The following is a 23,812-nucleotide window of genomic DNA, read 5'->3' as shown; positions in this document are numbered from 1 at the left end:
CATAGCTCCTCACCCTTCCAGGTTCCGGAGCCTCCAACCAACCCGGGGTGATCCAACTCGTCTCCTCCAGGGACGGGCGGGGATAGGTGCGTCGTCCGCCGAAGGCGCGGGATGGGACGGAGCCTGCGTAGTACTCCGAGCGCGGGAAAGCCGCGCACATGGGGAAGGCAGGCAGCAGTTTCAGCAGGTAGGGACGTCAGGTCAGGAGGCCGTCTGTGAATATGGGCGAACTGCTGCTGGAGCCGGAGACGGCCGAGTGGCGGGTACTGAGCATTCAGACCAAACTGCACCGCTGGTCCGGTGAGGAGCGTGCTCGCCGGTTTGATGATCTGTTCAACCTGGTCGCAGATCCGGCGTTCCTCGTGGTCGCGTGGCGCCGGGTCAGGGGCAACACCGGGTCCCGCACGGCGGGCGTCGACGGGCTGACGGCTCGTGACATCCCCGCCGGGTGGGGTGAAGAGGCGTTCCTGAACGGGATACGCGAGCAGCTGCGCTCGCGCTCCTTTGCTCCTTTGCCGGTCAGAGAACGGTTGATCCCCAAGCCGGGCACTTCCAAGAAGCGCCGGCTGGGAATTCCCGCGCTCGCCGACAGGGTGGTTCAGGCGTCGCTGAAGCTGGTTCTGGAACCCATCTTCGAGGCGGACTTCGCGCCGTGCTCGTATGGGTTTCGCCCGAACCGGCGTGCGCACGACGCGATCGCCGAGATCCACCACATGGGCTCCCATCGCTATGAGTGGGTGCTGGAGGCGGACATCGAGGCGTGCTTCGACACCATCTCGCACGCGGCCCTGATGGACCGGGTGCGCAGGCGGATCGAGGACAAGCGGGTGCTCGCGCTGGTGAAGGCGTTCTGCAGATCCGGGATCTTGACGGAACTCGGTGAACAGGAACAGACCGGTGCCGGAACCCCGCAAGGTGGGATTCTCTCCCCGCTGCTGGCCAACATCGCCTTGTCGGTCCTGGACGAGTGGTTCATGGCCGAGCACAACCAGACGATGGCCACGGTCCGGCAGCGCGACAACCGGCGGCAACGAGGAGCGGCGAACTGGCGGCTGATCCGTTATGCGGACGACTGGGTCGCCATGGTCAACGGCACCCGCCACGATGCCGAGCGGCTGAGAGAGCAAGCGGCCGCGGTACTGGCTCCGATGGGTTTGCGCCTATCGGAGGCCAAAACCCAGGTCACTCACCTCGATGACGGGTTCGTCTTTCTGGGGCACCACATCCAGCGGCGCCGCAGACGAGGAACCCAGCGGTGGACCGTCTACACCTATCCGAGCAAGAAGGCGGTCAACGCCGTCATTGCCAAGGTGAGGGCGTTGGTCCACCCGGGACAGCCTGACCTGAGAACCCTGCTGATCCGCCTGAATGCGGTGATACGGGGCTGGTGCAACTACTTCCGTCACGGTTCGTCCAAACGGACGTTCAGCTACCTGGGCCACTACGTCTGGCACCGCCTGTGGTGGTGGCTGCGCAAGCGGCACGGCGGCATGTCATGGAAGAAGGTGCGGACCCGGCTGCTGAAGGGTGGCTGGGAGATCTCCGCAGACGGGATCGCTCTGCTGGATGCGGCATCGATGCCGGTCAGCCGGTATCGCTGGCGCGCGTGGGGCATCCCGGCACCCTGGTCACGGCGGACAGAACAACCATCCCCGGCGGCATGAAATTTGTGGAGAGCCCGGTGCGGTGAGAGTCGCACGCCGGGTTCGGCGGGCGGGCCGGGGAAACGGGCCAGTCGCAAGGCTGACACCGCACCCCGGTCCGACCCAACAGCCGATCGCCCCGAGCATGGGCGGCGAGAACCGAAGTGAGCGATCGTCAGGCCTTAACCGGCGTACTCGTGCGCGCAGGGCGGCGTCGGCCGGGACCGGCCGAAGAGCCGCAGCCCGGCCGGCTGGCCGACCGGCGCGCGATGCGGACCGCCGTAGGCGGGCCGCTTTAAAGACGTGGAGAAAGTTCTCATCCGCAGCACATGACTCGCGTGATCTTGGATTGATTGGTGCGGTTCCCACTGGACTCGGGCGTCGCCTATGGTGCGGCTTTCTTACCCCGATGGCCTGGTACGGCAGGTCCGCGGGGGTGTCCTGGTGGACTCGGCTGGGGCATGCAGCGGAGTGGGCTCACCGGCTACGGCCGATCCGCGGGTCACGGATGGTGGATCCCGCTCATCACGGCCAGAGCATCTTCCAGGACCGAGGTTCGGGAACGGCTCCGCCCAGGTAGGTGGACTCCTCCAGCAGTTGCGGTGTCAGCGTGATCCCGGTGAGACGCTCGGTCAGGAGGAACATCGGCCCCTTGTGGGGGTCGGCGAGCGGAGGGTAGACGGAATCGATCCGTTCCATGGTCTCCACGAGCTCATCCGGAACCTCCTCCATGTAGCCCTCCTGGGCGATGAAGCAGAACCGAAGTTCGCCGTCCTCGATCCAGTAGAAGTGGTCGAGGTCCTTGATGCTGAGAAAGTAGTGGGACACAACGCGGGCGCCCGCCGACAACGGCATGATCACCTCTTTGGCGAGGCCGTGCCAGCCGGGCTCGATGGTCAGCACCCAGTCGCCGATGGTCGTCACGCCGAGGGACACGCCGGAGTCGCCGGCACCGCCCAGGTCCCAGAACGGCATGGGCGTGAAGTCCTGCGGCCGGCCGCCGCGCCGGACCACTACTTCCTCGGGGGTCAGGCCGCGGACGTAGGTGAGGCAGGCACCGTCCACCGTTTCGACGAGCCAGGTGTAGTCGTCAGGGGGTGTGATCATGCCGTCATGCTCGCAGCACCGACCGACACAACGGGTGCAGGCGGTTCCCCACGGGATTGAGCGCTCTACGAGCGGTGCCGGCTACTACTCTGAGTCGCTGTCGGCTGAAGGTTTCTCCCCTTCGGGAGCGCTGACGAAGCTGCCGAGGCCCCGGACGGTGTAGATGGTGCCCTCCTCGCGGAGAGCCTTCATGACCTTGTGGGCCGTCATGCGAGCGATGCCGAACTCCTGCATCAGATCGTTCTCACTGGGCACGCGCGAACCAGGCCGGTAGGCGCCCGACGCGATGCGCTCTCGAATCACCTGGGCAACCTGCTGCCACCTGGGCTGATCCTCGCGAAACTCGATCACAAGGCCACTGTAGGAACCTGTGATTTCCCATCGTTTTCCGGATGGCCCTACGGTGCCCTATAGACATCTATGATTCTCGTCTCTAGCCTGGGCGTATGGCATCGGTGAGCGGCGGCGCGGGATGGCCCAGGGGCCGCTGTCCCTTCCCGGTCGCATCCCACGGTGACCTTGGAGGGGGACGCCGGGTGCGGCTCGCCGCATCGCTCACCGATGCCTGCCCCTCTTTCGTCCCGCGGCCGGCCTGGCCCGACGACGGTCCGGCCGTCACGGCGCCGGGGGGCGAGCAGCAGAACCAGGCCGTCCCGGAACTCGCTGCCATCCCCCATTCGGAGCCGAGGCGGTGAGCGGATTGGGGCACCTGGCGAAGGTCTACCACTCGATCCACGTCGCCCCCGTGCAGGAGGAGCACATCGTCGTGGCTTGGCGCCCGGCGGGTCGGCGGGCCGATCGAGTGCGGGTCCGTGAGCACACCTGCTGGTGCCGGAAGCCGTCGTATGAGCTCTGCACGGCGAGCGGGCTGGCGTTCATCCGCCGATCCTGCCGAGACGGTGGATTGCTGCACGAGAGTGACTGGCTACGGGTCCGCGACGCTGAGCAGCTGTGGCTGTGGATCATCTCGGGCCGCGCCCGCTGACTTTCCCTTCCCGAACTCACCGGAAATCCTGGAGGATGCGCAGACGACAAATCTGACATATGGTTCAGTCCATATTCTCGACACGGCGAGTCGCGCATGTCGAGGACACGGAGTGACACCTTCATAAGGCACCATTTTCGCAGGTCAGAGCCGACCTGCGGCTAGACGTGTTTTCTCACTGGCAGTTTTTCTGCCAGTGGCCGGGATCACCCCGCTTATCGTCGGAGCAGACGACGAGAGGGAGGGTGAGAACGTGGCGACGGAGCACATGACGATGGGCCAGAGAATCGCGCGGGCTCGTCATCGCAAGGGCTGGGATCAGGCCACGCTCGCCGAGAAGATCGGCCGGTCGGTCTCCTGGCTGTCGAAGGTGGAGAACGGGCGGATGCCGCTGGACCGGATGAGCGTCGTCGGTCAGCTCGCCGAGGCGCTCGGGGTGGAGGTGGCCGAGCTCACCGGCCAGCCCTACCGGCACGAGACCGAAGACCTCGACTCCGGTCACTCGGCGATCCCCGGCCTGCGGCTGGCTCTTCAGCAGGCCACCATGCCGGGCGGGGCCGCGCTGCTGGGCAACCGGGAACCGCGGAGCCTGGACGAGTTGGAGGCCAACGTTCGGCTCGCCGAGCAACTGCGCCAGGACGCCAAGTTCACCGCCCTGGGTGAGGTGCTGCCGAGCATCATCACCGATCTGCTGCTCATCACCTCCGACGCCTCGGCGGATCGGGACCGGGCCGAGGCGCTGATGCTGCGGGCCTGCCACATGGCGCGGGTCTCCTCCAACCTGCTCGGGCATCACGACCTGGGGTGGACCGCTGTCCAGCGGGAGCTGGTGGCCGCCCAGCAGGTCGGCGCTCCGGAGCTCGTCGCCGCGGCGTCGTGGGACCTGTGCGGGGTCTGGCTGCACGAGGCGGCGCTCGACCCGGCCAAGAACGCGGCGCTGTCCGCGCTGGATCAGCTTGAGCCGCACGTGGGGTCCGGTGGTGATGCGCTCCGGGCGTTGTGGGGAGCGATGCACCTGCGGGCGGCGGTTGCCTTCGCCCGGCTGTGGAACCAGGGGGAGGCCGAAAGCCACCTGGCCGAAGCACGTCAGGTGGCCGAGGGTCTCCCGGCCAACGGCAACGTCTTCCAGACGCAGTTCAACCGGGTCAACACGACCATCCACGCGGTTGAGATCAGCATGGAGCTGGGGCGTCCGCGCGACGTGATCACGCGAGCGGAGCAGGTGGAGATTGGCGAGATCGCCTCGTCGGAGCGGCAGGCGCACTACTGGACGTGCGCGGCGGCCGGCTACCACATGAACCGCAAGGAGAACGAGGCGGTGGAGGCGCTCCTGCGCGCGGATCGCATCGCTCCCCAGCATGTCCGTAACCGTCCTCTGGTCCGCAACATCGTGCGTGACCTGCGAGACAGCGGCAAGCACCGTCACCAGCGTGAGGTTTCGGCCCTCGCCCAGGTGATGAGGCTGGCCTGATCCAAGCTCGTCCGGTGAGCCTGTCCGCGCATGGCTCCCCATCCATCGGGTTCCACGGGGCGCGCTCGTGCCCTGCCGACACGCCTATACGAATGGGGTAGTACGTGGGTCTTCACGAGATCGAACGGCAGATCTTGCTCCGCGAGTTGGCGGAGATCGTGGCGGAGCTCGCCGAGCTTCAGCGGCGTACGGTCGTGCTCACTGCTCGGGTTTATGAGAGCGAGTCCGGGCGTCTAGCTCGTCCAGCCTGAGGCTGAGTTCGCGCATCTGTGCGCGCATCTCGCGGAGTTGCTCCGAGATGAGGGCGAACGCCTCGCTCTGCTCCTCGGGCGCGGCCTGGCCGCCGGCGTCGGTGCCGTCCGGTGGGCGGGTGACGAAGCTGCCGGAGCCCTGCCGGGTCTCGATGAGGCCTTCGTCCCGAAGCACCGCGAGGGCGTTGCCGATGGTCATCATGGCTACGCCGTACTTGTCGGCCAGCTCTCGCGCTACGGGGAGCTGCTCCCCCACCGCGTAGCGACCGGCGGCTATCTCGCGACGGATGTCGTCGGCGATGCGAAGGTATGGCCGACGCCGGTCAGTAGTGCCCATATGCCAACAGTAGCCGTTCTAGGCATCTAGGTCTCTGGGCAACCTGTAATCAATCTTGAAGGCAACCCAGCTGTATCGGTTTATAATCCTAGATACCTAGGTATCTTTATATGCAGCACAGTCACTCACTGGAGGTTCCCAGCTCATGCGCAACATCCCGATCCCGGTCGACGTCTCCCGGCTCCAGTTCATCTGCGTCAAGGCCCCGTGCCCGCGCATCGTGAACAAGGACACCGGCGAGATCAAGACCGACAAGGTCAGCGGCCAGACCGTCTACGAGGTCCTGTTCTCCGTGGAGGACACCACCGGAAAGATCGAACTCGTCAAGATCGGTATCGCCGGGGAACCCCCGGTCAGCCCCGGCGACGCGGTCCGGCCGATCGGCTTGGTCGGCTACGTCTGGGAGCTGTCCGGCCGCTGGGGCATCGCCTACCGGGCCACCTCCCTGGTGCCCCTTACCGCCCCGGCGGAGGCCGCCGGTGTCTGACCACCTTCTCCTCGCCCTCGCCCTCCTGGCCGCCGCGGCGGCCGGGCTGGGCGCCTGGCGGCACTGGCACCGCCGATCCTTCTGGCTGTGCCTGGGCTACCCGCTCACCGCCCTCGCCGTGCGCGCCACCTGGCGCAAGGTCGCCCTCGGGTGCGCCCTGACCAAGAAGCGCCAGCGGTTCTGGTTCACCACCGTGCCCGGCCTGGTCGCCTCCACCGGCCTGGTCCGGGTGCGGCGGCGCCTCCAACGGGTCGCGGTCGACACCAAGCCCCGGATGCGCTGGCCGGTGCCGACCCGGCACGGCTGGCGCGTCACCGTCCACCTGCTGGAAGGCCAGATCCCGGACGACTACGCCGCGGTGGCCGACCGGCTGGCGCACTCCTGGGGCGTGCACGCCGTCCGGGTGTCGTCGCCGCGCCCGGGACGGGTCGACTTGGCCGCGACCATCCAGGACCCGCTCGTGCGCATCGACCAGGCCCCGGCCTCCATCGAGCTGCTCAAGGTCACGGTCGGCCGGTTGGAGACCGGCGCCCCGTGGGTCATCGACTTCCGTACCGTGCCGCACTGGCTCAACGCCGGGGCCACCCAGTCCGGGAAATCCAACCTGGCCAACGCCCTCATCGTCGGGCTGGCGCCGCAACCGGTGGCGCTGGTCGGCTTCGACCTCAAGGGCGGGGTGGAGTTCACCCCGTACGCGCCCCGGCTGTCGGCGCTGGCCACCACCCGCGCCGAGTGCGCGGGGCTCCTGGACGACCTGGTCGGGCTGATGACCGACCGGATGGGCCTGTGCCGGGCGGCGGGGGCCCGCAACATCTGGCAGCTACCCGAGAATCGGCGGCCGGTGCCGGTCGTGGTCCTGGTGGACGAGTTGGCCGAGCTGTATCTGATGGCCGACAAGAGCGAGAAGGACGAGATCGCCCGTACCTCCACGGCGCTGCTGCGGGTGGCGCAGCTCGGGCGGGCGTTCGGGATCTACCTGTTCTGCTGCGGCCAGCGCATCGGCTCCGACCTCGGCCCCGGCGTGACCGCGCTGCGCGCCCAGTGCTCGGGGCGGATCTGCCACCGGGTCAACGATCCGGAGACCGCGACCATGACCCTCGGCGACCTCGACCCGGCCGCCCTGGTGTCGGCCCGCGCCATCGCCGCCGAGACGCCGGGGGTGGCGATCGTGGCCTCCCAGGACGGCCAGTGGTACCGCGCCCGCTCCTTCTACGTCTCCGAGCACACCGCCGAAGGAGCAGCCCACACCTACGCCCACCTGGCCCCGTCCTGGGCGGACATCACCGTTGGCGGCTACGCCGCCGACATGACCGATGCGGATCTCGCCGAGTTCCTCACCCCGGACCCCGTCGTCCCCGAACCCCGGAAGGGCTGACCCCTCATGCGACGCCTCGCCTGCTGGTTGCTGGACTCCGGCCCCGTCCTCGTCCTGGCACTGATTGCCGGGGCCGGCTCCTTCACCCACGTGCGGGAGACCGCCACCGAGCACGGGCAGACCGGCCCGATGGCCTGGGCGGTGGCCGTGTGCGTCGACCTGACCTGTGTCATGGCCGCCCGCGAACGCCAGCGCGACAAGAAGACCGGCCGCGCACGCACCGGGTGGGTCTCCTGGCCCACCCTGGTTCTCGTCGCCGGGATCGTCCTGTCCCTGGCCGCCAACCTCCACCAGGCCGAGCCCTCGGTCTGGGGCTGGCTGACCGCCGCGACCCCGGCGGCGGCGTTCCTGGTGGCCGTCTCGATGCTGGAGCGCCGGGCCACCGGCCCCCGTTCCGAGCCGTCGTCGGCCTCGTCCGTCCCCGAGCCGATTCCCGCGATTCCGGCGCCTGCCCCGGCCGTCGAAGCCGACCGGAGCACCCAGGGCGACGGCACCGAGCCGTCTCCCGCGCTGCTCGACTACGCCCGGCGCGTGGTCGACGAGCACCACGCCAAGCACGGCAACCCGATCACTCTCGACCTGCTGCGCGCCCGCCTGGGCGTCTCCAACCACCTCGCCGCCGACCTGCTGCGCCACCTGCGCACCGCACCGGACGCCCTGTGAAAGGAGCACCACCCATGTCCACCGACACCGACCGCCGGACCGCCTTCATCACCGGGCTGCGAGACCTGGCCGCCTTCCTGGAGGCCAACCCCGAGCTTCCCGCCCCGAAAGCCTCAACGCTCGTCACCTACTTCCCCGACCACGCCACCGACGCCGAGATGTGCGCCGAGATCGACCGGATCGCCGCCCTGTGCGGCACCGGCATCGACGCCGACTTCCTGCCCTACGGCCACTACGTGACCACCTTGAGCTTCGGGCCGGTCCGCTACGAGGCGACCGCCATCCTCGCCGACGCCCGCGCCCGGCACGACGCCCTCATGAGCTACCACGGCTGCGTCACCCCGGACACCAACCAGACCACCGCCGCCTGACCGAAGGACACCCACCATGCGCATCCGCCTCGACGGCACCCACGCCGAGATCACCTACAGCATGTTCCGCCTCCGCGAGATCTTCACCGTGACCTCGGTCTCGCGGGCCTTCCCCGACCGCGCCCGGCCCCGCACCTACCGGGTCTTCGTCGACATCATCCCGCGCGAGATCAAGAACGCCCGATGACCGAATCGCTCCCGGTGATCCGCTACCGGTGCGGCACCTGCAACGGCACCGGCGTCACTGGCGACGGGGACACCTGCCCCGACTGCGGCGGCATCGGCATCGACAACCACGGGGCCTGACCCGTGAGCGCCCCCCGCCTGGCCACACAACCGCCAAGTTCCGCGCCAGGCCGGGGGCCATCCCTCACAGATCACCTCTGCACAGGACGGAATCCATCTTGCCCACCCTGACCGCTCCACATGCCATCGCCGGGATGATCTCCCGGCTTCACGATCCGCACTATGCCCGCTGGGCCTCACAGATCCGCCGGACCGGCGGCTGCCGCCAGCCGATCCACCTGCGCGGCAAGGTCGAGCACTGGGACCGTGCGACCGGCACCTTGCTGCACCGCTACAGCACCCACCGCGAGCCGGACGGCGTGCTGCGCGTGCCGTGCAAGACCCGCCGCGCCTCCCGCTGCCCCACCTGCGCCGAGACCTACCGGGCCGACACCTACCAGCTCGTGCGCGCGGGCCTGGTCGGCGGCAAGGGCGTCCCGGAGACCGTCAGCGCGCACCCGTGCCTGTTCGTCACCCTCACCGCCCCGTCCTTCGGCACCGTGCACACCCGGCGGGAGAAGAACGGGAAGATCTTGCTGTGCCACGCCAGGCGCGACGCCGGGATGTGCCCGCACGGGCGGGTGATGTCCTGCACTGCCCGGCACGGCGCCGACGAACCCTGTCTCGGCGAACCGCTGTGCCCCGACTGTTACGACTACGCGGGCTCGGTGCTGTTCAACGCCCTGGCCCCGGAGCTGTGGCGCCGCTTCACCGAAGCCCTGCGCCGGCGGATCGCCAAGAACGCCGGGCTGACCCTGCGGGAGCTCCGCGAACAGGTCGTCATCTCCTTCGCCAAGGTCGCCGAGTACCAACGACGCGGCGTCGTCCACTTCCACGCCGTCATCCGCGTCGACGGCCCGAAAGGACCCATCACCGCTCCTCCGGCCTGGGCGACGGCCGACCTGCTGACCGACGCCGTCCGACACGCCGCCTCCGCGGTGACGGTGACCGCCCCCGAGGTGCCCGGCGAGCCCGCGCGGGCCTTCCAGTGGGGCACGCAGCTCGACGTCCGGCCGATCACCCTGCACGGCGACCTCACCGACCAGGCCGTGGCCGGCTACATCGCCAAGTACGCCACCAAGGCCGCCGAATGCGTCGGCACCCTCGACCGGCGCATCACCTCCCCCGACGACCTGGCCGCCCTGCCGATCCGCGAGCACGCCCGGCGGCTCATCGCCGAGTGCCTACGCCTGGGCGCCCTCGACGAGCTGACCGAGTTCCGACTCACCGCCTGGGCCCACATGCTCGGTTTCCGCGGCCACTTCTCCACCAAGAGCCGTCGCTACTCCACCACCCTCGGCAAGCTCCGCGCCGCACGCACCGAACACATGCGCGGAGAAGCCATCAGCACCGGCCGACTGCCCCTGTTCGACGAGGACACCGTCCTCGTCATCTCCCACTGGGAGTACGCCGGACAAGGCCTGTCGATCGGAGACGCCCTCCTCGCCGCTGCCTTAACCGGCAACAGCGTTCCGCCTTTGTCTGGAGAGGCCCATGGATGACGAGCAGCTCCTGACCGTCGACGAGGCCGCCGCGCGCCTCCGGGTGAGCCGGTGGACCCTGTACTGCCTGATCCGCTCCGAGGAACTCCGAAGCGTGAAGATCCGGCGTCGTCGCCTGATCCCGGTTGGCGCGGTGGCCGAGTGCATCCACAACCTGATGGAGATGGCGTGATGGCCAAGACGGCACTCGGCATGCCGGAGGAAGAACCGAAGCGACAGAGCCGGCGCCGCATCCGTAAGCGCTCCAACGGTGAGGGAAGCATCTGGCCCCGGAAGGACGGCCGGTACGGCTACGCCGCCTTCGTTCCTACGACGGGCGGAGCCGTCAAGCGAGTGCAGGGCTCGGCCCGATCCCAGGATGAGGCCAGAAGGAAGCTGACCGAGCTTCTGAAGAACTCCGACGAGGGCATCCCCGTCTCTTTGGAGAACTGGACCGTCGGCGACTACCTGAACTACTGGCTGGTGCACATCGTCCGTGAGGAACGGCGTCCCAAGACCTACCAGGGTTATGAGAGCGTCGTCCGGCTCCACCTGGTGCCCGGGCTGGGTAAGCGGCGGCTGAACAAGCTCAACGCTCAGGACGTCCGGCTGTTCATCACCCGTACCCGTACCGAGTGCCAGTGCTGCAAGCACGGTTGGGACGCCTCCCGGGAGAAGCCTCTCTGCTGTGCGCTCAAGGGCGGCCGATGCTGCGAGTCCCGGCTGTCGACCCGCATGGTTCAGTCCGTGCACGCCGTCCTCCGCAACGCCCTGGAGTCTGCGGTACGCGAGGAGATCATCCCCCGCAACGCGGCTAAGCTCGTCAAGGTCCCGGTTCCCAAGTACAAGGTCAACCGCGGCCTGACCGTGCCGCAGGCCCGCGCAGTCCTCAAGGCCGCCCGAGAGCACCGGCTGTCCGCGCTCTACGTCCTGGCGCTCTGCCTCGGCCTACGGCGCGGGGAGCTGCTCGGGCTTCGCTGGGTGGATGTCGACCTCGACGGCGCCAAGCTCGAAGTGATCCAGACCCTTCAGCGGGTCGGGGGCCGTCTCCAGTTCGTCCGCCCCAAGTCCGACGACTCCGAGCGAACCGTCCCGCTCCCCTCGATCTGTGTCGAGGCGCTCCGGGAGCATCGCAGGCGGCAGTTCGCCGAACGCTCCGACCGCTGGGACGACTGGGAGGAACACGGCCTCGTCTTCCCCTCCCGGCGCGGCACCCCGATGGAACCGGACAACCTCCGGCGGAGCTGGGGAGCGATTCGCAAGGAGGCCGGCCTCGGCGACATGCGCTTTCATGATCTCCGTCACACCTGTGTGACCCTGCTGCTCAACCTCGGCGTGCCGCCCCAGGTCGTCCGCGACATCGTCGGCCACAGTGACATCGAAGTCACAATGACGATCTACGCCCACGTATCCCTTGATGACAAGCGCAACGCCCTCGGCAAGCTCGGTGATGCCCTCGGCTGAAAGCCGATTCTCGGATCGCCCTGGTCACTGACGGCCGGGGCGATCTGCGTTGGTTAGCCACGATCTTCGGGAAGTTCGGCATATACCGAGATGCAGCGCGGTCCCCTGTTCTAGCCTGGGACGGCTACACCAGTGGGACAGCAACCACATCACTTCCTCGTCGCCCCGTAGTCAGATGCCAATGCTTGGCTCCGACAAGGAGAGGAGGTGATGTATGTGGCTGGAAGGCACCGACGTCCACAACCGTGGGCCTGGGTGTGGCCCGTCCTGGAAGCCGCGACAAGGCTAGCCCCCTTGGCGACGGCTTTGCTAGCTCTGAGGAGCTAGCGGACGGACCATCCCACAGCCGGCCCGGCTCGACTGCCAGTCGAGTCGGGCCACTCTCTTCTCTACTGTCACTAGCGGTTCCGCTAGCGACAGCGCTTACGAGTTGCAGGCATTTAGCGTAGCCCGAGCATGGGTCATCATGGAGCACGATGGAGCAACATGGTGCATGATGCAGCTGGATTTCACCCGTCAAGCTCCATGTACGGCAGTGGAGCAGTCTCGACCAGCGGCCGACGTTGCTGTCAGTGTTGCTGTCACCGAAGATCAAAAAAGCCCCGAACGATGATCGTTCGGGGCGTCTTCCCTGCTCAGTTGCTGTGGTCAGGGGCGGGGTCGAACCGCCGACCTTCCGCTTTTCAGGCGGACGCTCGTACCGACTGAGCTACCTGACCTGGACGGTGTATCGAACACCTACCAGAGCGGTCCTGACGGGACTTGAACCCGCGACCTCCACCTTGACAGGGTGGCGAGCACTCCAAACTGCTCTACAGGACCTTGCTTTTCTTGACCGGGGCTTTGTGGCCCCTGTCGTTCTTGCCTTGCTTAGCTTACCAGCTCTTCGGAGGTCTTCGACCTGCCGTTTCCCCGGTGAGCTTTCGCTCGGCCGTGCCCCCAACGGGATTCGAACCCGTGTCGCCGCCTTGAAAGGGCGGTGTCCTAGGCCACTAGACGATGGGGGCGCAGGACTTGCGTCCTGTCCGTTGCCGTCTTCCGCTGGAGACCTCTGAAGCATAGGGGACTTTTGCCCCGATGCCAAAGCGGCTTTCCGGCTTACGGCGTTGGCGTGGCGCTGACCGACCCCGTTGGAGACGGGGCGACCGTCGGCACAGGAGAAATTGTACGGCCAGGGTCGACCTCGACGTGACGCTGGATCTGGGCGGACTGCTCGCCGAGCCCTCCGAGGGTGATGTCGTCCCAGGCGCGCAGGCGGCGCGTGTGGCGGTCGAAGTACAGGACGGAGGCCGCGACGGGGGTGGGTTCGTCGTGTTCGAGAGCCCGCAGACCGGCACCGCCGGTGGAGCCCTGGACCAGGACGCGGGTGCCCGAGGGGAGCAGTTCGGTGGAGCGTTCGTGGGAGTGGCCGGCAAGGACCATGGGGGTGGCGCCGGAGAAGCCCTTGGCGATCGTCGGGTCGTGCACGGCGACCAGGTCGACCGGTTCGGGGTCCTGCGCCAGCTTGGCGGCGTGGGAGCGGCCCAGGGCGTCGAGGGAGTTGAGGTCGGAGTCGACGGGGACGGACTTGTCAGGAGTGAACCGGGGATCGCCCAGCCCGTAGATGCGCAGCCCGGCCACCGTCTTGGCCGTCCCGTCGAGGACGACGGCGCCCTTCTGCCTGGCCACGGCCCGCTGGGTGGCCTTGGAGTCGTGGTTGCCCCTGACGAAGACGTACGGCACGCCGAAGGTGCCGATCTCCCGGACGAACTTGTCCTCGGGGCCGCTGCCGTGGTCGGTCAGGTCACCGGTGTCGACGATCACGTCGATCTTGAACTGGGCGGTGACGGATCGGATGAGGTTCCATCCGATGGGATTGAGGTGGATGTCGGAGACGTGCAGCACCCGGATGGAGGTGGGGTCGGCGTCGTAGACCGGCAGGGAGGAGACCGTGTCGTAGAGCTGGGAGACGTTGTTGACGAGCTTGGCGAGCTGGACCCGGTACGACTCGAACCTGGTCACGATCGACTCGGCGTCGCCGACCAGGGACGGCGCGCCGGCCAGCAGGCCCGTGTACTTCGGCTCGACCACGGAGTCGGGCCGGAAGGTCAGGGCCGTGGCGGCGCCCGTACCGGCGATGGCCACCGCGACACCCAGCAGGCCGGCCAGGGCCGGGCCCGGGCGCCGGAAGACGACGAGGGCGGCGACCAGCGCACCCGCCAGACCGCAGAACGCCGCGCGCAAGGTCAGCGTCCTGACGCCTGCGCCCAATTCTTCCTCCAGAAGGCGGGGGAGCCGGTCGGCGGAGAACCGCGGGTCGTCGAGAAACCCGTACGCCCGGTCGGGGTTGATGTTCTCCAGGGTGACCCGGAGGCCGACCGGGGCGTCATGGGTGTCGAACAGAAGTGTGCCGAAAGGGTGAGCATCGACGACGGTCTCGCCCGACCATGACGGCTCGGCCGACATGCCGAGCTCCACCGGGCCGACGTTGGTGCGTACGGCGCCGCCTAACATGATGCCGAGCCAGGCGCCGGCGATGGCTACGGCGACGACGACCACGCCGCGCGCGATCCGGCCCGTGGCGAAGCGACGGGCCCCGTGGGTCCACTTCCTGAAGTTCATGCGCCTCCACCCTTACCCCGGAAAACGGTGCAGAATGACGGGTGTGATCGAGGTCTCGCGGGAGAAGTTCGAAGAGCTCGTGGCCGAAGCTCTGGACACGATTCCCCCCGAGCTGACGAAAGTCATGGACAACGTGGTCGTGGTCGTGGTCGACGATCCACCTGAACCAGATCTACTCGGTCTCTACACGGGCATTCCGCTCACCGAACGAGGCGAGTGGTATGCAGGAGTGCTACCCGACCGGATCGAGATCTACCGCAACCCCATCTGCTCAATCTGCGAGACCGAGGACGACGTCGTCGAAGAGGTGCAGATAACCGTCGTGCACGAGATCGCCCACCATTTCGGCATCGACGACGACCGTCTGCACGAGCTGGGCTGGTAGCCGACCCCGCCGGTTCGCAACCCAGGGCCCCAAAGCCCGTGATATCCGAAATATCGTCACATGTAGTTACAGTTTGTATGCGCTTGATTGCTTTCGGTTGCGCGCGAGCCTTCCAGCAGGCACCGTAGGTTACACAATGAACACCCACAGTCAATGTGCCTGCGAACTCAGCGGAGTCCTATGGCGGCCACCAAGTCCGGCCGGCTACCCGGGCGGCACCGCCGCCCGGCCGAACGCCAAGCGACCTACGGCGAGGTCATCGCCCTCAGGGAGTTTCGCGCGCTCTGGCTCGGCCAAGGGCTTTCCCTCCTCGGCGACCAGCTCTCACGAGTGGCGCTGTCCGTCCTGGTCTTCGAGCGGACGGAATCCCCCCTGGCCACGGCGTCGGTCTACGCGCTGACCTACCTGCCCCCGATCATCGGCGGGCCGCTGCTGGCCGGTCTCGCCGACCGTCACGCGCGGCGGCGGATCATGATCGTCTGCGACCTGCTCCGCGCCCTCATGGTCGGGCTCATGGCGATCCCCGGCGTCTCGTTCCCCGTGCTGTGCGTGCTGGTCTTCTGCGTGGTGCTGCTCAGCGCGCCGTTCTCGGCGGCCAGGGCGGCCCTGCTGCCCGAGCTCCTCGAGGGCGACCGCTACGTCGCGGGCTCCGCCCTGCAGAACATGACCAACCAGGGCGCCCAGATGCTGGGCTTCGCCCTCGGCGGGGCGCTGATCATGGGGATGGGCCCGTACCGCGCGCTGGCCCTGGACGCGGCGACCTTCATGGCCTCGGCCCTCATCATCGTCTCGGGGGTACGGCGGCGCCCGGCCCCCGTCCCGGCGGACGACGTCCGGCCCTCGATGTGGACGATGACCCGTACCGGCGCCCGTCTGATCTTCGGCGACCACCGGTTGCGGACGCTGGTGCTCCTCGCCTGGCTGTGCGGCTTCTACGTGCTCCCCGAGGGGATCGCCACCCCCTACGCCGCCGCGCTGACCGGTGATGACGACGCGCAGCGGATATCGTTCGTCACCGGTCTGCTGATGGGCGCGATGCCGACCGGGACGGTCGTCGGCGCCTTCCTGTTCAGCCGCTACGTCAGCCCGTCGAACCGGCTGCGGGCGATGGGCTGGATGGCGATGCTGACCTGCGCGCCGCTGGTGCTGTGCGCGCTGCGGCCACCGCTCGTCGTGGTGCTGGGACTGTGGTTCCTCTCCGGCGTCGGAGGGGCCTACCAGCTCGCGGCCAACGCCGCGTTCGTGCAGTGCGTCCCCGCCGAACAGCGGGGGCAGGCCTTCGGCCTCGTGCAGTCGGGCCTGCTGGCCTCTCAGGGCGTCGGAATCCTCATCGGCGGGGCCGCGGCCGACCACCTCGGCCCCGAGCTCGTGGTGGCACTGGCCGGCGCGGCCGGACTTGCCGTGGCGGCCGCGCTGGCCGTGTTCTGGAGGCGATGCCGCCAGGAGATCATCGAGAAGGTCCGCGCGGAGGCGACCTCCTGACTCATGCCCGGCGGTAGGGGTCGCCGTTGCCCGGAGCCGTGTCGTGCGGGGCCACGGGAGCGGGGTGCTGCGGGCCCGGGACGGGGCTCTGCGGGAACGGCTCCTGGTGGGTGGGGTACTGCGGCGCCTGCTGGTGCGAGGTGCGGTACTGGCTGGTGGCCTTGGCCCAGCTCTGCTCCGCCTTGGCCTTGGCGTCCAGCCAGATCGGGTTGTCCTTGTTCTTGTCGATCACATCCTGGAGCAGCGACCTGTCCTTGTCCTCCTCGGGCAGGAGCAGCCAGCCGATCGCGTAGACCGCCACACCGAGGCCGCCGAAGAAGGTGGCGACGGCGAGGACCGCCCGGATGACGTTGGGGTCGATGCCGATGTAGCGGCCGAGACCGGCGGCGACGCCGGCGACGATGCGCCCGTCCCGGGCCCTGCGGAGTTGCTTGACGCTGGCGAAGTGGTTTTCGTTCATGTCTTCAGACTGCCCGCCCGGAGCCCTCGGTCACATCGGGATTCCCCCTGGCGTGACCCTGACATGCACCCTGCGCGGCCCGGCAATACCCTGACAGGGCCGACGAGAGAGGAACACCCATGGACGATCTCCTGCGCATCGACGACACGCTCTCCGAGGAGCAGCGGCTCATCCGCGACACCGTCCAGGACTTCGTCTCCGATCGGGTGCTCCCCCACGTAGGAGACTGGTTCGAGGAGGCGGTCTTCCCCGCCCGCGAGCTCGGCCCGGTGCTCGGCTCCCTCGGCGTGCTGGGCATGCATTTGCAAGGGTACGGCTGTGCGGGCCTCGACGCCGTCTCGTACGGCGTGGCCTGCCGTGAACTGGAGGCCGGAGATTCCGGACTGCGCTCGTTCGTGTCCGTGCAGGGGTCGCTGGCGATGTTCCCGATCTGGAAGTACGGTTCCGCGGAACAGAAGGAGGAGTGGCTGCCCCGGATGGCCGCGGGTGAGGCGATCGGCTGCTTCGGCCTGACCGAGCCCGACCACGGCTCCGACCCCGCGGGCATGCGCACCCACGCCAAGCAGGACCCCTCGGGTGACTGGATCCTCAACGGCGCCAAGATGTGGATCACCAACGGCTCGATCGCCGACGTCGCCGTGGTCTGGGCGCAGACCGAGGACGGCATCCGCGGCTTCGTGGTCCCCGCCGACACCCCGGGCTTCTCCGCCCCGGAGATCCACAAGAAGATGTCCCTGCGGGCCTCGGTGACCTCCTCCCTCTACTTCGACGACGTCCGCCTGCCCGCCTCGGCCGTACTGCCCGGGGTGCGCGGCCTGAAGGGCCCGCTGTCGTGCCTGACGGAGGCCCGCTTCGGCATCCTGTGGGGCGTCGTGGGCGCCGCCCGCGCCTGCCTGGAGTCGGCCGTCGAGTACGCCAAGACCCGCGTCCAGTTCGGCAAGCCCATCGGCGCCTTCCAGCTGACCCAGGAGAAGCTCGCCTGGATGTACGTCGCCCTGGGGCAGGCCCAGCTCACCGCGCTCCACCTGGGCCGTCTGAAGGACGCCGGCACTCTCACGCCCCGCCAGGTCAGCTTCGGCAAACTCGCCAACGTCCGCGCCGCCCTCGACATCGCCCGTCAGGCACGGTCCGTCCTGGGGGGCAACGGCATCACCCTGGAGTATCCGGTGATCCGGCACATGAACAACCTGGAGAGCGTCCTGACGTACGAGGGCACCCAGGAGATCCACACGCTGGTGCTGGGCGAGGCCCTGACCGGCATTCCCGCCTACCGCTGAGCCCCCGGACGCGCCGCTCTGAAGGCTCCCGGCCCGGGCGCGGTGCCCCGGAGGCCCCGGCCCGGAGACACCGGCTCGGACTCGCCGGCGGGCGGGCCACCGGCGCGTCGCCACGATCGGCTGCCCTCGCCGGGAGCGGATGCCCGCCGAGAGCGATGAACGGGCCGCAGACGCTTCCGGGTCACCGCCGGTGGGCGGGGCGCTGGGGCAGTCCCGAAGGGCGCCACTCGGGGGCCTGAGCCGCCTTGTGGAGCTTGTCGTGCCAGGAGGCGCCCGTCTGCATGTAGAAGCGGAGCAGTTCGGCCGTGGCCCGGGCGTCCGCCAGGGCCGCGTGGGCGCCGACGAGCGAAATGCCCGCCCGCTCGCAGCAGGCGGCCAGGGTCACCTTCTCACCGGGCACGAAGTGGGGGGCGAGCCGCTTCGTGCAGAGGGTCTCCGTCACCCAGTGGCTGCCCGGGAGAGCGCGCAGGAACCGCAGGTCGAAAGAGGCGTTGTGGGCCACCAGCACCCGCCCGGCGACCCGCTCCCAGACCGCGTCCAGCACCTCCTCGATGATGGGAGCCCTCCGCACCATCGCATCGGTGATGCCGTGAACCTCCACGGCTCCTGTGCCGCGCCGGGGATTGATCAGCGAGTGCCACTCGTCGACGGTCTCACCGCGGGCGTCCAGCGAGACCAGAGCGATCTCACAGATCCGGTCGCCCCTGGACGGGGAGAAACCCGTGGTCTCCACGTCGACCACGACATACCCTTGCCGTGTGGACACCTGGGGATCGCGGGCGGGCTCAAGCCCCGAGCTCGTCATGCCTGCCACTCTAGGAGCCATCCACCCCCTCTACCCCCCGTTCCGCAAACAGATGACCACCGATGGACCTGGCGACGGACGTCAGTGGACACTATCCTCGGTACGCTGTCACCTGCGGGGCGTTAGCTCAATGGTTAGAGCTGCGGACTTTTAATCCGTAGGTTCTGGGTTCGAGTCCCAGGCGCCCTACCACTCAGACCCCGTCTGACCTGCGCTTTCTCGGGCCAGGCGGGGTCTTCGCGAGCCGGAGATCGGCGATGTTTGCTCGATGTTTGCTCGCGGGCACGGACCGGGCACACGGTAGATCGTTTAGAGCCGTTCCTTCAGGTCAGACCCCACAGACGATCACCGGAAGACCACGACAGAAGACCCCGCCGGGCCACCACGCCCGGAAAAGCCATGACGGCGGCCGAGTCTTGTCCAAGCCGCCGCTTCTCCAGACGGCGGGCTCTACGGCCAGGAACGGCAAGTAGTCCACAGGTTGTGGATCGCTTCTCCCGCAGCTGGGGTTCTTATCCGGATATACAGCGATGAGCTGGGCAGATTCCACGCCCCTTCTCAGCCGCTCGGCCGCGGGGAAGCCCTTGGCCGTACCCTTCCCCGCCGCCGAGCCGATCATCTCGCCGAAGCGGCTCCGGACCGCGCGGCCGGTCTGGCACGCTGATCATTATGGAAGGCATACCCGGACTGCTGCGCCGCCGCTACCACCGGCACGAGTGGAACCCGGTACGGGAAGGCATGTCCGGCGCGGCCGTCTGGCGACTGGACGGCCGGTCGGCCTACTTCGTGAAGATCGCCCCACAGCCGGAGCACCCCGACAGCGGCTTCTGCCTTCGCGCCGAGGCCGAACGCCTCACCTGGCTGCGCGACCGAGGCATCCCCGCCCCCGAGGTCGTCGAGCACGGCACCCGCGACGGCGTGATGTGGCTGGTGACGATCGCGGTGCCGGGCCGCTCGGCCGCCGCCCCCTGGCCGCAGGGGCAGCGAGGCGCCGTGGTCGACGCCCTCGCCGACCTGACCCGCACGCTGCACGCGCTCCCCGTCGACGACTGCCCGTTCGACCGAGGACTGGCGGTGACCCTCACCCATGCCCGCCAGGCCGCCAAAGCCGGTCTGGTGGACCTCGACGACCTCGATGACGAGCGCTGCGGCTGGGACGCCGAACAGCTGCTCACCGCCCTGGAGGCGAGTGTCCCCGCCATCGAGGACCGGGTCGTCTGCCACGGGGACCTGTGCCTGCCCAACATCCTGCTGGACCCGGAGACACTGGAGGTCACCGGGGTGATCGACGTCGGCCGGCTCGGGGTCGCCGACCGCTACGCCGACCTGGCCCTGGCCACCCGCAGCCTGTCCCAGGAAGACTTGAATCCGCAGTACGGCCCCGCCTACGCGAAGCGCTTCCTGGCCCGCTACGGCATCACGCCCGACCTCGGCCGCATCGCGTTCTACCGGCTGCTGGACGAGTTCTTCTAGGGCGCGTATCGAGTCGTGATCAATTACGGGGATTCGTCCCTATGGCGGGGCCTGATCCGGTAGACCATCGGACGTGACGCGCGCGCAACTGACCGATGAGGAGTGGGAGTTCATCGGGCCGTACCTGCCGATCGGCAGGTACGGCCCCTGCCCCGAGCGGCTGCGGCAGCAGTTCGAAGGCGTGATCTGGCGGTTTCGAACGGGCGGGCAGTGGCGGGAGATGCCCAAGGAATTCGGTGCCTGGCCGACCGTCCACAACCGCTTCCGGCAGTGGAGGGACGCCGGCGTCTTCGAAGCGCTGCTGGAAGGCCTGATCGCGCAGGCCGCCGCCCGCGGCACGGTGGATCTGTCCCTGGTCGGCGTGGACTCCACCACCGCCCGAGCCCATCACGACGCCGCCGGGATGCACCTCGACCCAGGCGTCATCACCGCCCTGGAGAAGGCCGCCGAAGACGACAGGGCCCGGCAAAAGGGGGCGGCCGGGAGGGATGACAAGAGCAGAACGCCGCAAACGATCCCGAAGCAGAAGAACGGCGGTGCGTCCGGCGGCGACGGAAGCTCCGGCTGAAAGCCGCCCTGCTCGGACGGTCCAGGGGCGGGCAGACCAGCAAGATCCACCTCGCCGCCGACCGCGGGTGCCGCCCGCTGGCGTTCGTCGTGACCGCGGGGCAGGCCGCCGACAGCCCGCAGTTCGTCCCCGTGCTGGAGAAAGTACGCGTCCGGGGGCCCGTGGGCCGTCCCCGGACCCGGCCCGGCGCGGTCGCCGCAGACAAGGCTTACTCCTCCCGTAGCAACCGCACCTATCTGCGGAAACGTCACATCACGGTGGTCATCCCGGAGAAGAAGGACCAGGCCGCCAACCGGAAGAAGAAGGGCAGCAGGGGTGGTCGGCCCGTCGGTCACGATGTCGATCTGTACAAGGAGCGGAACACCGTCGAGCGGCTGATCAACAAGTTGAAGGCCTGGCGGGGCATCGCCACCCGCTACGACAAGACCCCTGCGAGCTACCTCGCCGGCCTCTACCTTCGCGCCGCGATGATCTGGATCAAAGACCTCAGCCGGACCACACCTTGATCACAATCCGATACGCGCCCTAGATGGCCGCATACAGAAGCTCACAAGGGTGTAGCTCTTCTGTAGGGACTGGACTGATCAGGCAGTGAGGTCGAGTTCGGCCTGGTAGCGGGTCTGGTGAACCCGGCGGTGCTCTTGAGCGCGATGGAAACGCCAGTAGGCGTCGAAGTCGCCGTTCGCGATCACGGCCCGGAGCGTGAGGACGGCCTCGGCACCCGCAAGGCCCCACCGGGCACCGGTGATATCGAGGCGATCGTTGACCAGATGACGGCAGGCTTCCTCGATGACACCGGTGGCGATCGGCCAACCGGCCACCAATGCCTCGTCATACCGCAGGAACGCGGCGTTGCCGCGCAGGTAGCGGACGGCCGCGTCCACGCCGCCGCGGCGGCCCGGGCCCAGCCCGGCGGCGGTGGCCTGGGCATCAAGGGCGGCCGCAGCGTCTTCGACGCGGCCGGCCAGCACGGACAGCGCGTGAGCGGCGACCCAGTCCTCGGCGACCGGATCACCGCCCGCGTGCAGGCACCATGCCGCCTTCCACAGATACTCCAGGACGTGGATCACATCGATGACGACGTTGATGCCCACCCCGCGGCGCGCGGCCTCGGCCCGGATGAGGCCGAGCTGGTGGCGAGCGCCGTCGATGAGCACGACCCAGGTCCGCGCGTGCCGCGGGTCGCGGGCCTCGGCCTGGTCGAACACGGTGGCGATCACCTCGCCGGGATCGGCCGACACCGATCCGCACAGCCACTTGCTGCGGGCCGTCGGTCCGGACCGGGCGGGCCGGTCCCCGCTGCGGCCTCCGGGGACGGCGATCACATCATGGCCGCGGCGGGGTGCGGGCACGGCGTCGTAGACCACGCCCAGCATGGCCATGCGCTTGCGGCAGGGTTTCTCCCCGGAGGCCAGCCGGGTGCGGAACGTGGCGCGGTGGCGCTCGGCCGCTTGCCGGGTGGCCGGCCGCAGCCCTTCGGGGCGCATCACCACGCCCTTGCCGTCCACGCTGATGACCAGTAGCTCCTCAGCGGTGCGTGGCAGCGGGATCTGCTGGGCGTAGAAGGCGTCGATGTCGGCCGCGGCGGCCACCACCGCCTCCTCCAGCTGTCGTTTGCCGATCACCGGCCCGCACCGGGAGGTGATCGCCACCTTGGCGGCGTCGAAGCTCCCGCGCACCGCCTCGCGCACGGCCAGCCGGGCCAGCCCGGCCGAATGCCGCCCGGCCGGCAGCGACAGCGCCGTATCGGCCGGATAGAGGTTGGCCGCTCCCGGCGCGCGCCAGGCGCACCGGGTGACGGTCACCGTCCCGACGATCGTGGCCAGCTGCCGGTGATGGCCGCTCTCCAGCCGGCGCCGCACCACCTCATCGACGCCGATCATCCCGGCCCCGCCGGCCCCGCGGCGGGCCCGGAGCGCCGCTCGCCGTTCACGCATCGCCCGCAGGTCCAGGTGCGCCTGCAGCAGCCGGCGCAGCAGCTCACGCCCCTGCTCGGCGACCAGGTCCTCCAGCAGGTCATGAGACAGCGCCGCGGCCGCCGGATCGGCGAGCTGCCGGATCAGACAGTTGAAGGTGTCCTTCGCCGATGCAAAGCAGTCAGCCATCACGGCCGTGTCGTACGGTTCCATCACGGGCTCTTCTTCCGGTGAGGTTCGGGCAGGGTCGCACCCTCGAACCTGGCGGCGGAAGAGCCCGGCGGCAATCACCCGCCCGGTGAGACCATAGTGATACGCCCCGGAGCGGCCGGCCGAGCCGGACTACCGGCCGAACCGCGTGCGGACCTGCTCGGTCACCGCGAACACTCCCGGGACCTCCTCACTCAGCCAGCCCCGCTCCACCAGCCGTTTCAGCTTCGAGCGCAGGCCCTCGACCTTGGCCGCCTCGCCCGGCAGCCCCAACGCCGCCACGATCTTCCCCGCCCGCATGCCGCTACCGGCATCGGTCAGCACCTCCAGCACATCCTGATAGGCCCTCGGCAGCACCGACGCGTTCATGCCCGGCCGCCACCGCGGCACCGTCACCACCCCGATCGGTGACCCGCTCGGTCCCGCTTGCCGGTCTCCGCCCGTCGTGCCGCGCTCGTCCGGCCCATCACCCGCGCCGGTCTGCGTCCGTTGCGCCGGCGAAGCCGCCTCCTGCAGGATCTCCTCCACCGTCTGGCGGGTGACCACCAGCCGCGACAACGTCTCTTCCTCGGCCGTCAGCCGTTCACGCAACCGCTCGACCCGCTCCCGTGCCGCTGCTTCCCGCCGCGCCAGCTCCTCCAGCAACGAACCCATCGCGATCGCCTCCACCACGCACGGTAGACAACTCGACCGATCGCGACCAGACCCTCAAAAC

The 23,812-nt window shown here is 68.8% G+C and carries 24 protein-coding genes, 4 tRNA genes and 2 pseudogenes; 19 read left to right on the top strand and 11 right to left on the bottom strand.

All coding sequences use genetic code 11. The annotated features are described in order from the left end of the window. Window positions 1-221: 221 nt before the first annotated feature. On the top strand, window positions 222-1,664 hold the full coding sequence (gene ltrA / locus ABD841_RS01715) for a group II intron reverse transcriptase/maturase (RefSeq protein WP_344967023.1): 1,443 nt from the start codon (window positions 222-224) through the stop codon (window positions 1,662-1,664). Between the two features lie 504 nt (window positions 1,665-2,168). On the opposite strand, the gene ABD841_RS01710 is transcribed toward ltrA, so the two are convergent. Together ABD841_RS01710 and ABD841_RS01705 are read right to left on the bottom strand one after the other, a co-directional pair. Further along, complete coding sequence (locus ABD841_RS01710) at window positions 2,169-2,750, bottom strand: DUF6461 domain-containing protein (protein ID WP_344967021.1); 582 nt, start codon at window positions 2,748-2,750, stop codon at window positions 2,169-2,171. An 84-nt stretch (window positions 2,751-2,834) separates the two neighbouring features. Then, window positions 2,835-3,101 (bottom strand): GntR family transcriptional regulator, encoded by a 267-nt coding sequence (locus ABD841_RS01705; protein ID WP_344967019.1) that lies wholly within the window; start codon window positions 3,099-3,101, stop codon window positions 2,835-2,837. 340 nt (window positions 3,102-3,441) lie between these two features. On the opposite strand from ABD841_RS01705, the gene ABD841_RS01700 reads away from it, so the two are divergent. Continuing rightward, window positions 3,442-3,735, top strand: coding sequence for a hypothetical protein (locus ABD841_RS01700; RefSeq protein WP_344967017.1), 294 nt, complete (start codon window positions 3,442-3,444; stop codon window positions 3,733-3,735). Window positions 3,736-3,988: 253 nt separating this feature from the next. Then, window positions 3,989-5,206, top strand: a complete 1,218-nt coding sequence (locus ABD841_RS01695) for a helix-turn-helix domain-containing protein (protein WP_344967015.1) — start codon at window positions 3,989-3,991, stop codon at window positions 5,204-5,206. Between the two features lie 198 nt (window positions 5,207-5,404). Here the strand turns inward: ABD841_RS01695 and ABD841_RS01690 are convergent, their stop codons facing one another. Next, complete coding sequence (locus tag ABD841_RS01690; protein WP_344967013.1) at window positions 5,405-5,794, bottom strand: GntR family transcriptional regulator; 390 nt, start codon at window positions 5,792-5,794, stop codon at window positions 5,405-5,407. Window positions 5,795-5,939: 145 nt separating this feature from the next. Between ABD841_RS01690 and ABD841_RS01685 the strand changes: the two genes are divergently transcribed. From ABD841_RS01685 to ABD841_RS01645, 9 genes are all read left to right on the top strand, one after another. Continuing rightward, the gene (locus ABD841_RS01685) at window positions 5,940-6,281 is read left to right on the top strand and encodes an SCO3933 family regulatory protein (protein WP_344967011.1); all 342 of its coding nucleotides are present in this window, start codon (window positions 5,940-5,942) and stop codon (window positions 6,279-6,281) included. Beyond that, a complete protein-coding gene (locus ABD841_RS01680; RefSeq protein ID WP_344967009.1) occupies window positions 6,274-7,656 on the top strand; it encodes an FtsK/SpoIIIE domain-containing protein in 1,383 nt (460 codons plus the stop codon). The genes ABD841_RS01685 and ABD841_RS01680 overlap by 8 nt, the downstream gene beginning before the upstream one ends. Before the next feature lie 6 nt (window positions 7,657-7,662). Continuing rightward, entirely contained in the window at window positions 7,663-8,319 is a 657-nt protein-coding gene (locus tag ABD841_RS01675) for a DUF2637 domain-containing protein (RefSeq protein WP_344967007.1), read from the top strand. Between the two features lie 14 nt (window positions 8,320-8,333). Continuing rightward, complete coding sequence (locus tag ABD841_RS01670) at window positions 8,334-8,690, top strand: hypothetical protein (RefSeq protein ID WP_344967005.1); 357 nt, start codon at window positions 8,334-8,336, stop codon at window positions 8,688-8,690. Between the two features lie 16 nt (window positions 8,691-8,706). Further along, window positions 8,707-8,877, top strand: coding sequence for a hypothetical protein (locus ABD841_RS01665; RefSeq protein ID WP_344967003.1), 171 nt, complete (start codon window positions 8,707-8,709; stop codon window positions 8,875-8,877). Next, a complete protein-coding gene (locus ABD841_RS01660; protein WP_344967000.1) occupies window positions 8,874-8,996 on the top strand; it encodes a hypothetical protein in 123 nt (40 codons plus the stop codon). Before ABD841_RS01665 ends, ABD841_RS01660 begins: the two co-directional genes overlap by 4 nt. A 134-nt stretch (window positions 8,997-9,130) precedes the next feature. Further along, window positions 9,131-10,477 carry a replication initiator gene (locus tag ABD841_RS01655; protein WP_344966998.1) on the top strand — a complete coding sequence of 449 codons (1,347 nt, stop codon included), beginning with the start codon at window positions 9,131-9,133 and terminating at the stop codon, window positions 10,475-10,477. Next, window positions 10,470-10,649 (top strand): helix-turn-helix domain-containing protein, encoded by a 180-nt coding sequence (locus ABD841_RS01650; protein WP_344966995.1) that lies wholly within the window; start codon window positions 10,470-10,472, stop codon window positions 10,647-10,649. Before ABD841_RS01655 ends, ABD841_RS01650 begins: the two co-directional genes overlap by 8 nt. Further along, window positions 10,649-11,920 carry a tyrosine-type recombinase/integrase gene (locus ABD841_RS01645; protein ID WP_344966993.1) on the top strand — a complete coding sequence of 424 codons (1,272 nt, stop codon included), beginning with the start codon at window positions 10,649-10,651 and terminating at the stop codon, window positions 11,918-11,920. Before ABD841_RS01650 ends, ABD841_RS01645 begins: the two co-directional genes overlap by 1 nt. A gap of 645 nt (window positions 11,921-12,565) precedes the next feature. Here ABD841_RS01645 and ABD841_RS01640 read toward each other — a convergent pair. From ABD841_RS01640 to ABD841_RS01625, 4 genes are all read right to left on the bottom strand, one after another. Next, a tRNA-Phe gene (locus tag ABD841_RS01640) sits at window positions 12,566-12,639 on the bottom strand. Between the two features lie 28 nt (window positions 12,640-12,667). After that, a tRNA-Asp gene (locus ABD841_RS01635) sits at window positions 12,668-12,742 on the bottom strand. Window positions 12,743-12,854: 112 nt separating this feature from the next. Next, window positions 12,855-12,927, bottom strand: a tRNA-Glu gene (locus ABD841_RS01630). A gap of 91 nt (window positions 12,928-13,018) precedes the next feature. Next, window positions 13,019-14,521 carry a metallophosphoesterase family protein gene (locus tag ABD841_RS01625; protein WP_344966991.1) on the bottom strand — a complete coding sequence of 501 codons (1,503 nt, stop codon included), beginning with the start codon at window positions 14,519-14,521 and terminating at the stop codon, window positions 13,019-13,021. 34 nt (window positions 14,522-14,555) lie between these two features. On the opposite strand from ABD841_RS01625, the gene ABD841_RS01620 reads away from it, so the two are divergent. Beyond that, entirely contained in the window at window positions 14,556-14,906 is a 351-nt protein-coding gene (locus tag ABD841_RS01620; protein ID WP_344966989.1) for a metallopeptidase family protein, read from the top strand. 180 nt (window positions 14,907-15,086) lie between these two features. Continuing rightward, window positions 15,087-16,388 (top strand): MFS transporter, encoded by a 1,302-nt coding sequence (locus ABD841_RS01615; protein ID WP_344966987.1) that lies wholly within the window; start codon window positions 15,087-15,089, stop codon window positions 16,386-16,388. Window position 16,389: 1 nt separating this feature from the next. On the opposite strand, the gene ABD841_RS01610 is transcribed toward ABD841_RS01615, so the two are convergent. After that, entirely contained in the window at window positions 16,390-16,848 is a 459-nt protein-coding gene (locus ABD841_RS01610) for a PspC domain-containing protein (RefSeq protein WP_344966985.1), read from the bottom strand. A 119-nt stretch (window positions 16,849-16,967) separates the two neighbouring features. On the opposite strand from ABD841_RS01610, the gene ABD841_RS01605 reads away from it, so the two are divergent. Continuing rightward, the gene (locus ABD841_RS01605; RefSeq protein WP_344966983.1) at window positions 16,968-18,125 is read left to right on the top strand and encodes an acyl-CoA dehydrogenase family protein; all 1,158 of its coding nucleotides are present in this window, start codon (window positions 16,968-16,970) and stop codon (window positions 18,123-18,125) included. A 181-nt stretch (window positions 18,126-18,306) separates the two neighbouring features. On the opposite strand, the gene ABD841_RS01600 is transcribed toward ABD841_RS01605, so the two are convergent. Beyond that, window positions 18,307-18,930, bottom strand: coding sequence for a 3'-5' exonuclease (locus tag ABD841_RS01600; protein WP_344966981.1), 624 nt, complete (start codon window positions 18,928-18,930; stop codon window positions 18,307-18,309). A 116-nt stretch (window positions 18,931-19,046) separates the two neighbouring features. On the opposite strand from ABD841_RS01600, the gene ABD841_RS01595 reads away from it, so the two are divergent. From ABD841_RS01595 to ABD841_RS40720, 4 genes and pseudogenes are all read left to right on the top strand, one after another. Then, window positions 19,047-19,122: transfer RNA gene (locus ABD841_RS01595), tRNA-Lys, on the top strand. A 477-nt stretch (window positions 19,123-19,599) separates the two neighbouring features. After that, window positions 19,600-20,403: an APH(3') family aminoglycoside O-phosphotransferase gene (locus ABD841_RS01590; protein WP_344966979.1), complete on the top strand. Its 804-nt coding sequence runs from the start codon at window positions 19,600-19,602 to the stop codon at window positions 20,401-20,403. A gap of 73 nt (window positions 20,404-20,476) precedes the next feature. Then, window positions 20,477-20,852, top strand: a pseudogene (locus tag ABD841_RS40725) (transposase); the annotation flags it as partial. 74 nt (window positions 20,853-20,926) lie between these two features. Next, a pseudogene (locus ABD841_RS40720) lies at window positions 20,927-21,477 on the top strand (IS5 family transposase); the annotation flags it as partial. A 78-nt stretch (window positions 21,478-21,555) separates the two neighbouring features. On the opposite strand, the gene ABD841_RS01580 reads toward ABD841_RS40720, so the two are convergent. Beyond that, window positions 21,556-23,100, bottom strand: coding sequence for an ISKra4 family transposase (locus ABD841_RS01580; RefSeq protein WP_344966977.1), 1,545 nt, complete (start codon window positions 23,098-23,100; stop codon window positions 21,556-21,558). 129 nt (window positions 23,101-23,229) lie between these two features. Continuing rightward, entirely contained in the window at window positions 23,230-23,769 is a 540-nt protein-coding gene (locus tag ABD841_RS01575; protein ID WP_344966975.1) for a hypothetical protein, read from the bottom strand. Window positions 23,770-23,812: the final 43 nt, after the last annotated feature.

The organism is Streptosporangium fragile, from assembly GCF_039534445.1.
Lineage (GTDB): Bacteria > Actinomycetota > Actinomycetes > Streptosporangiales > Streptosporangiaceae > Streptosporangium > Streptosporangium fragile.
This window is presented reverse-complemented; position numbering and strand designations above follow the sequence as displayed.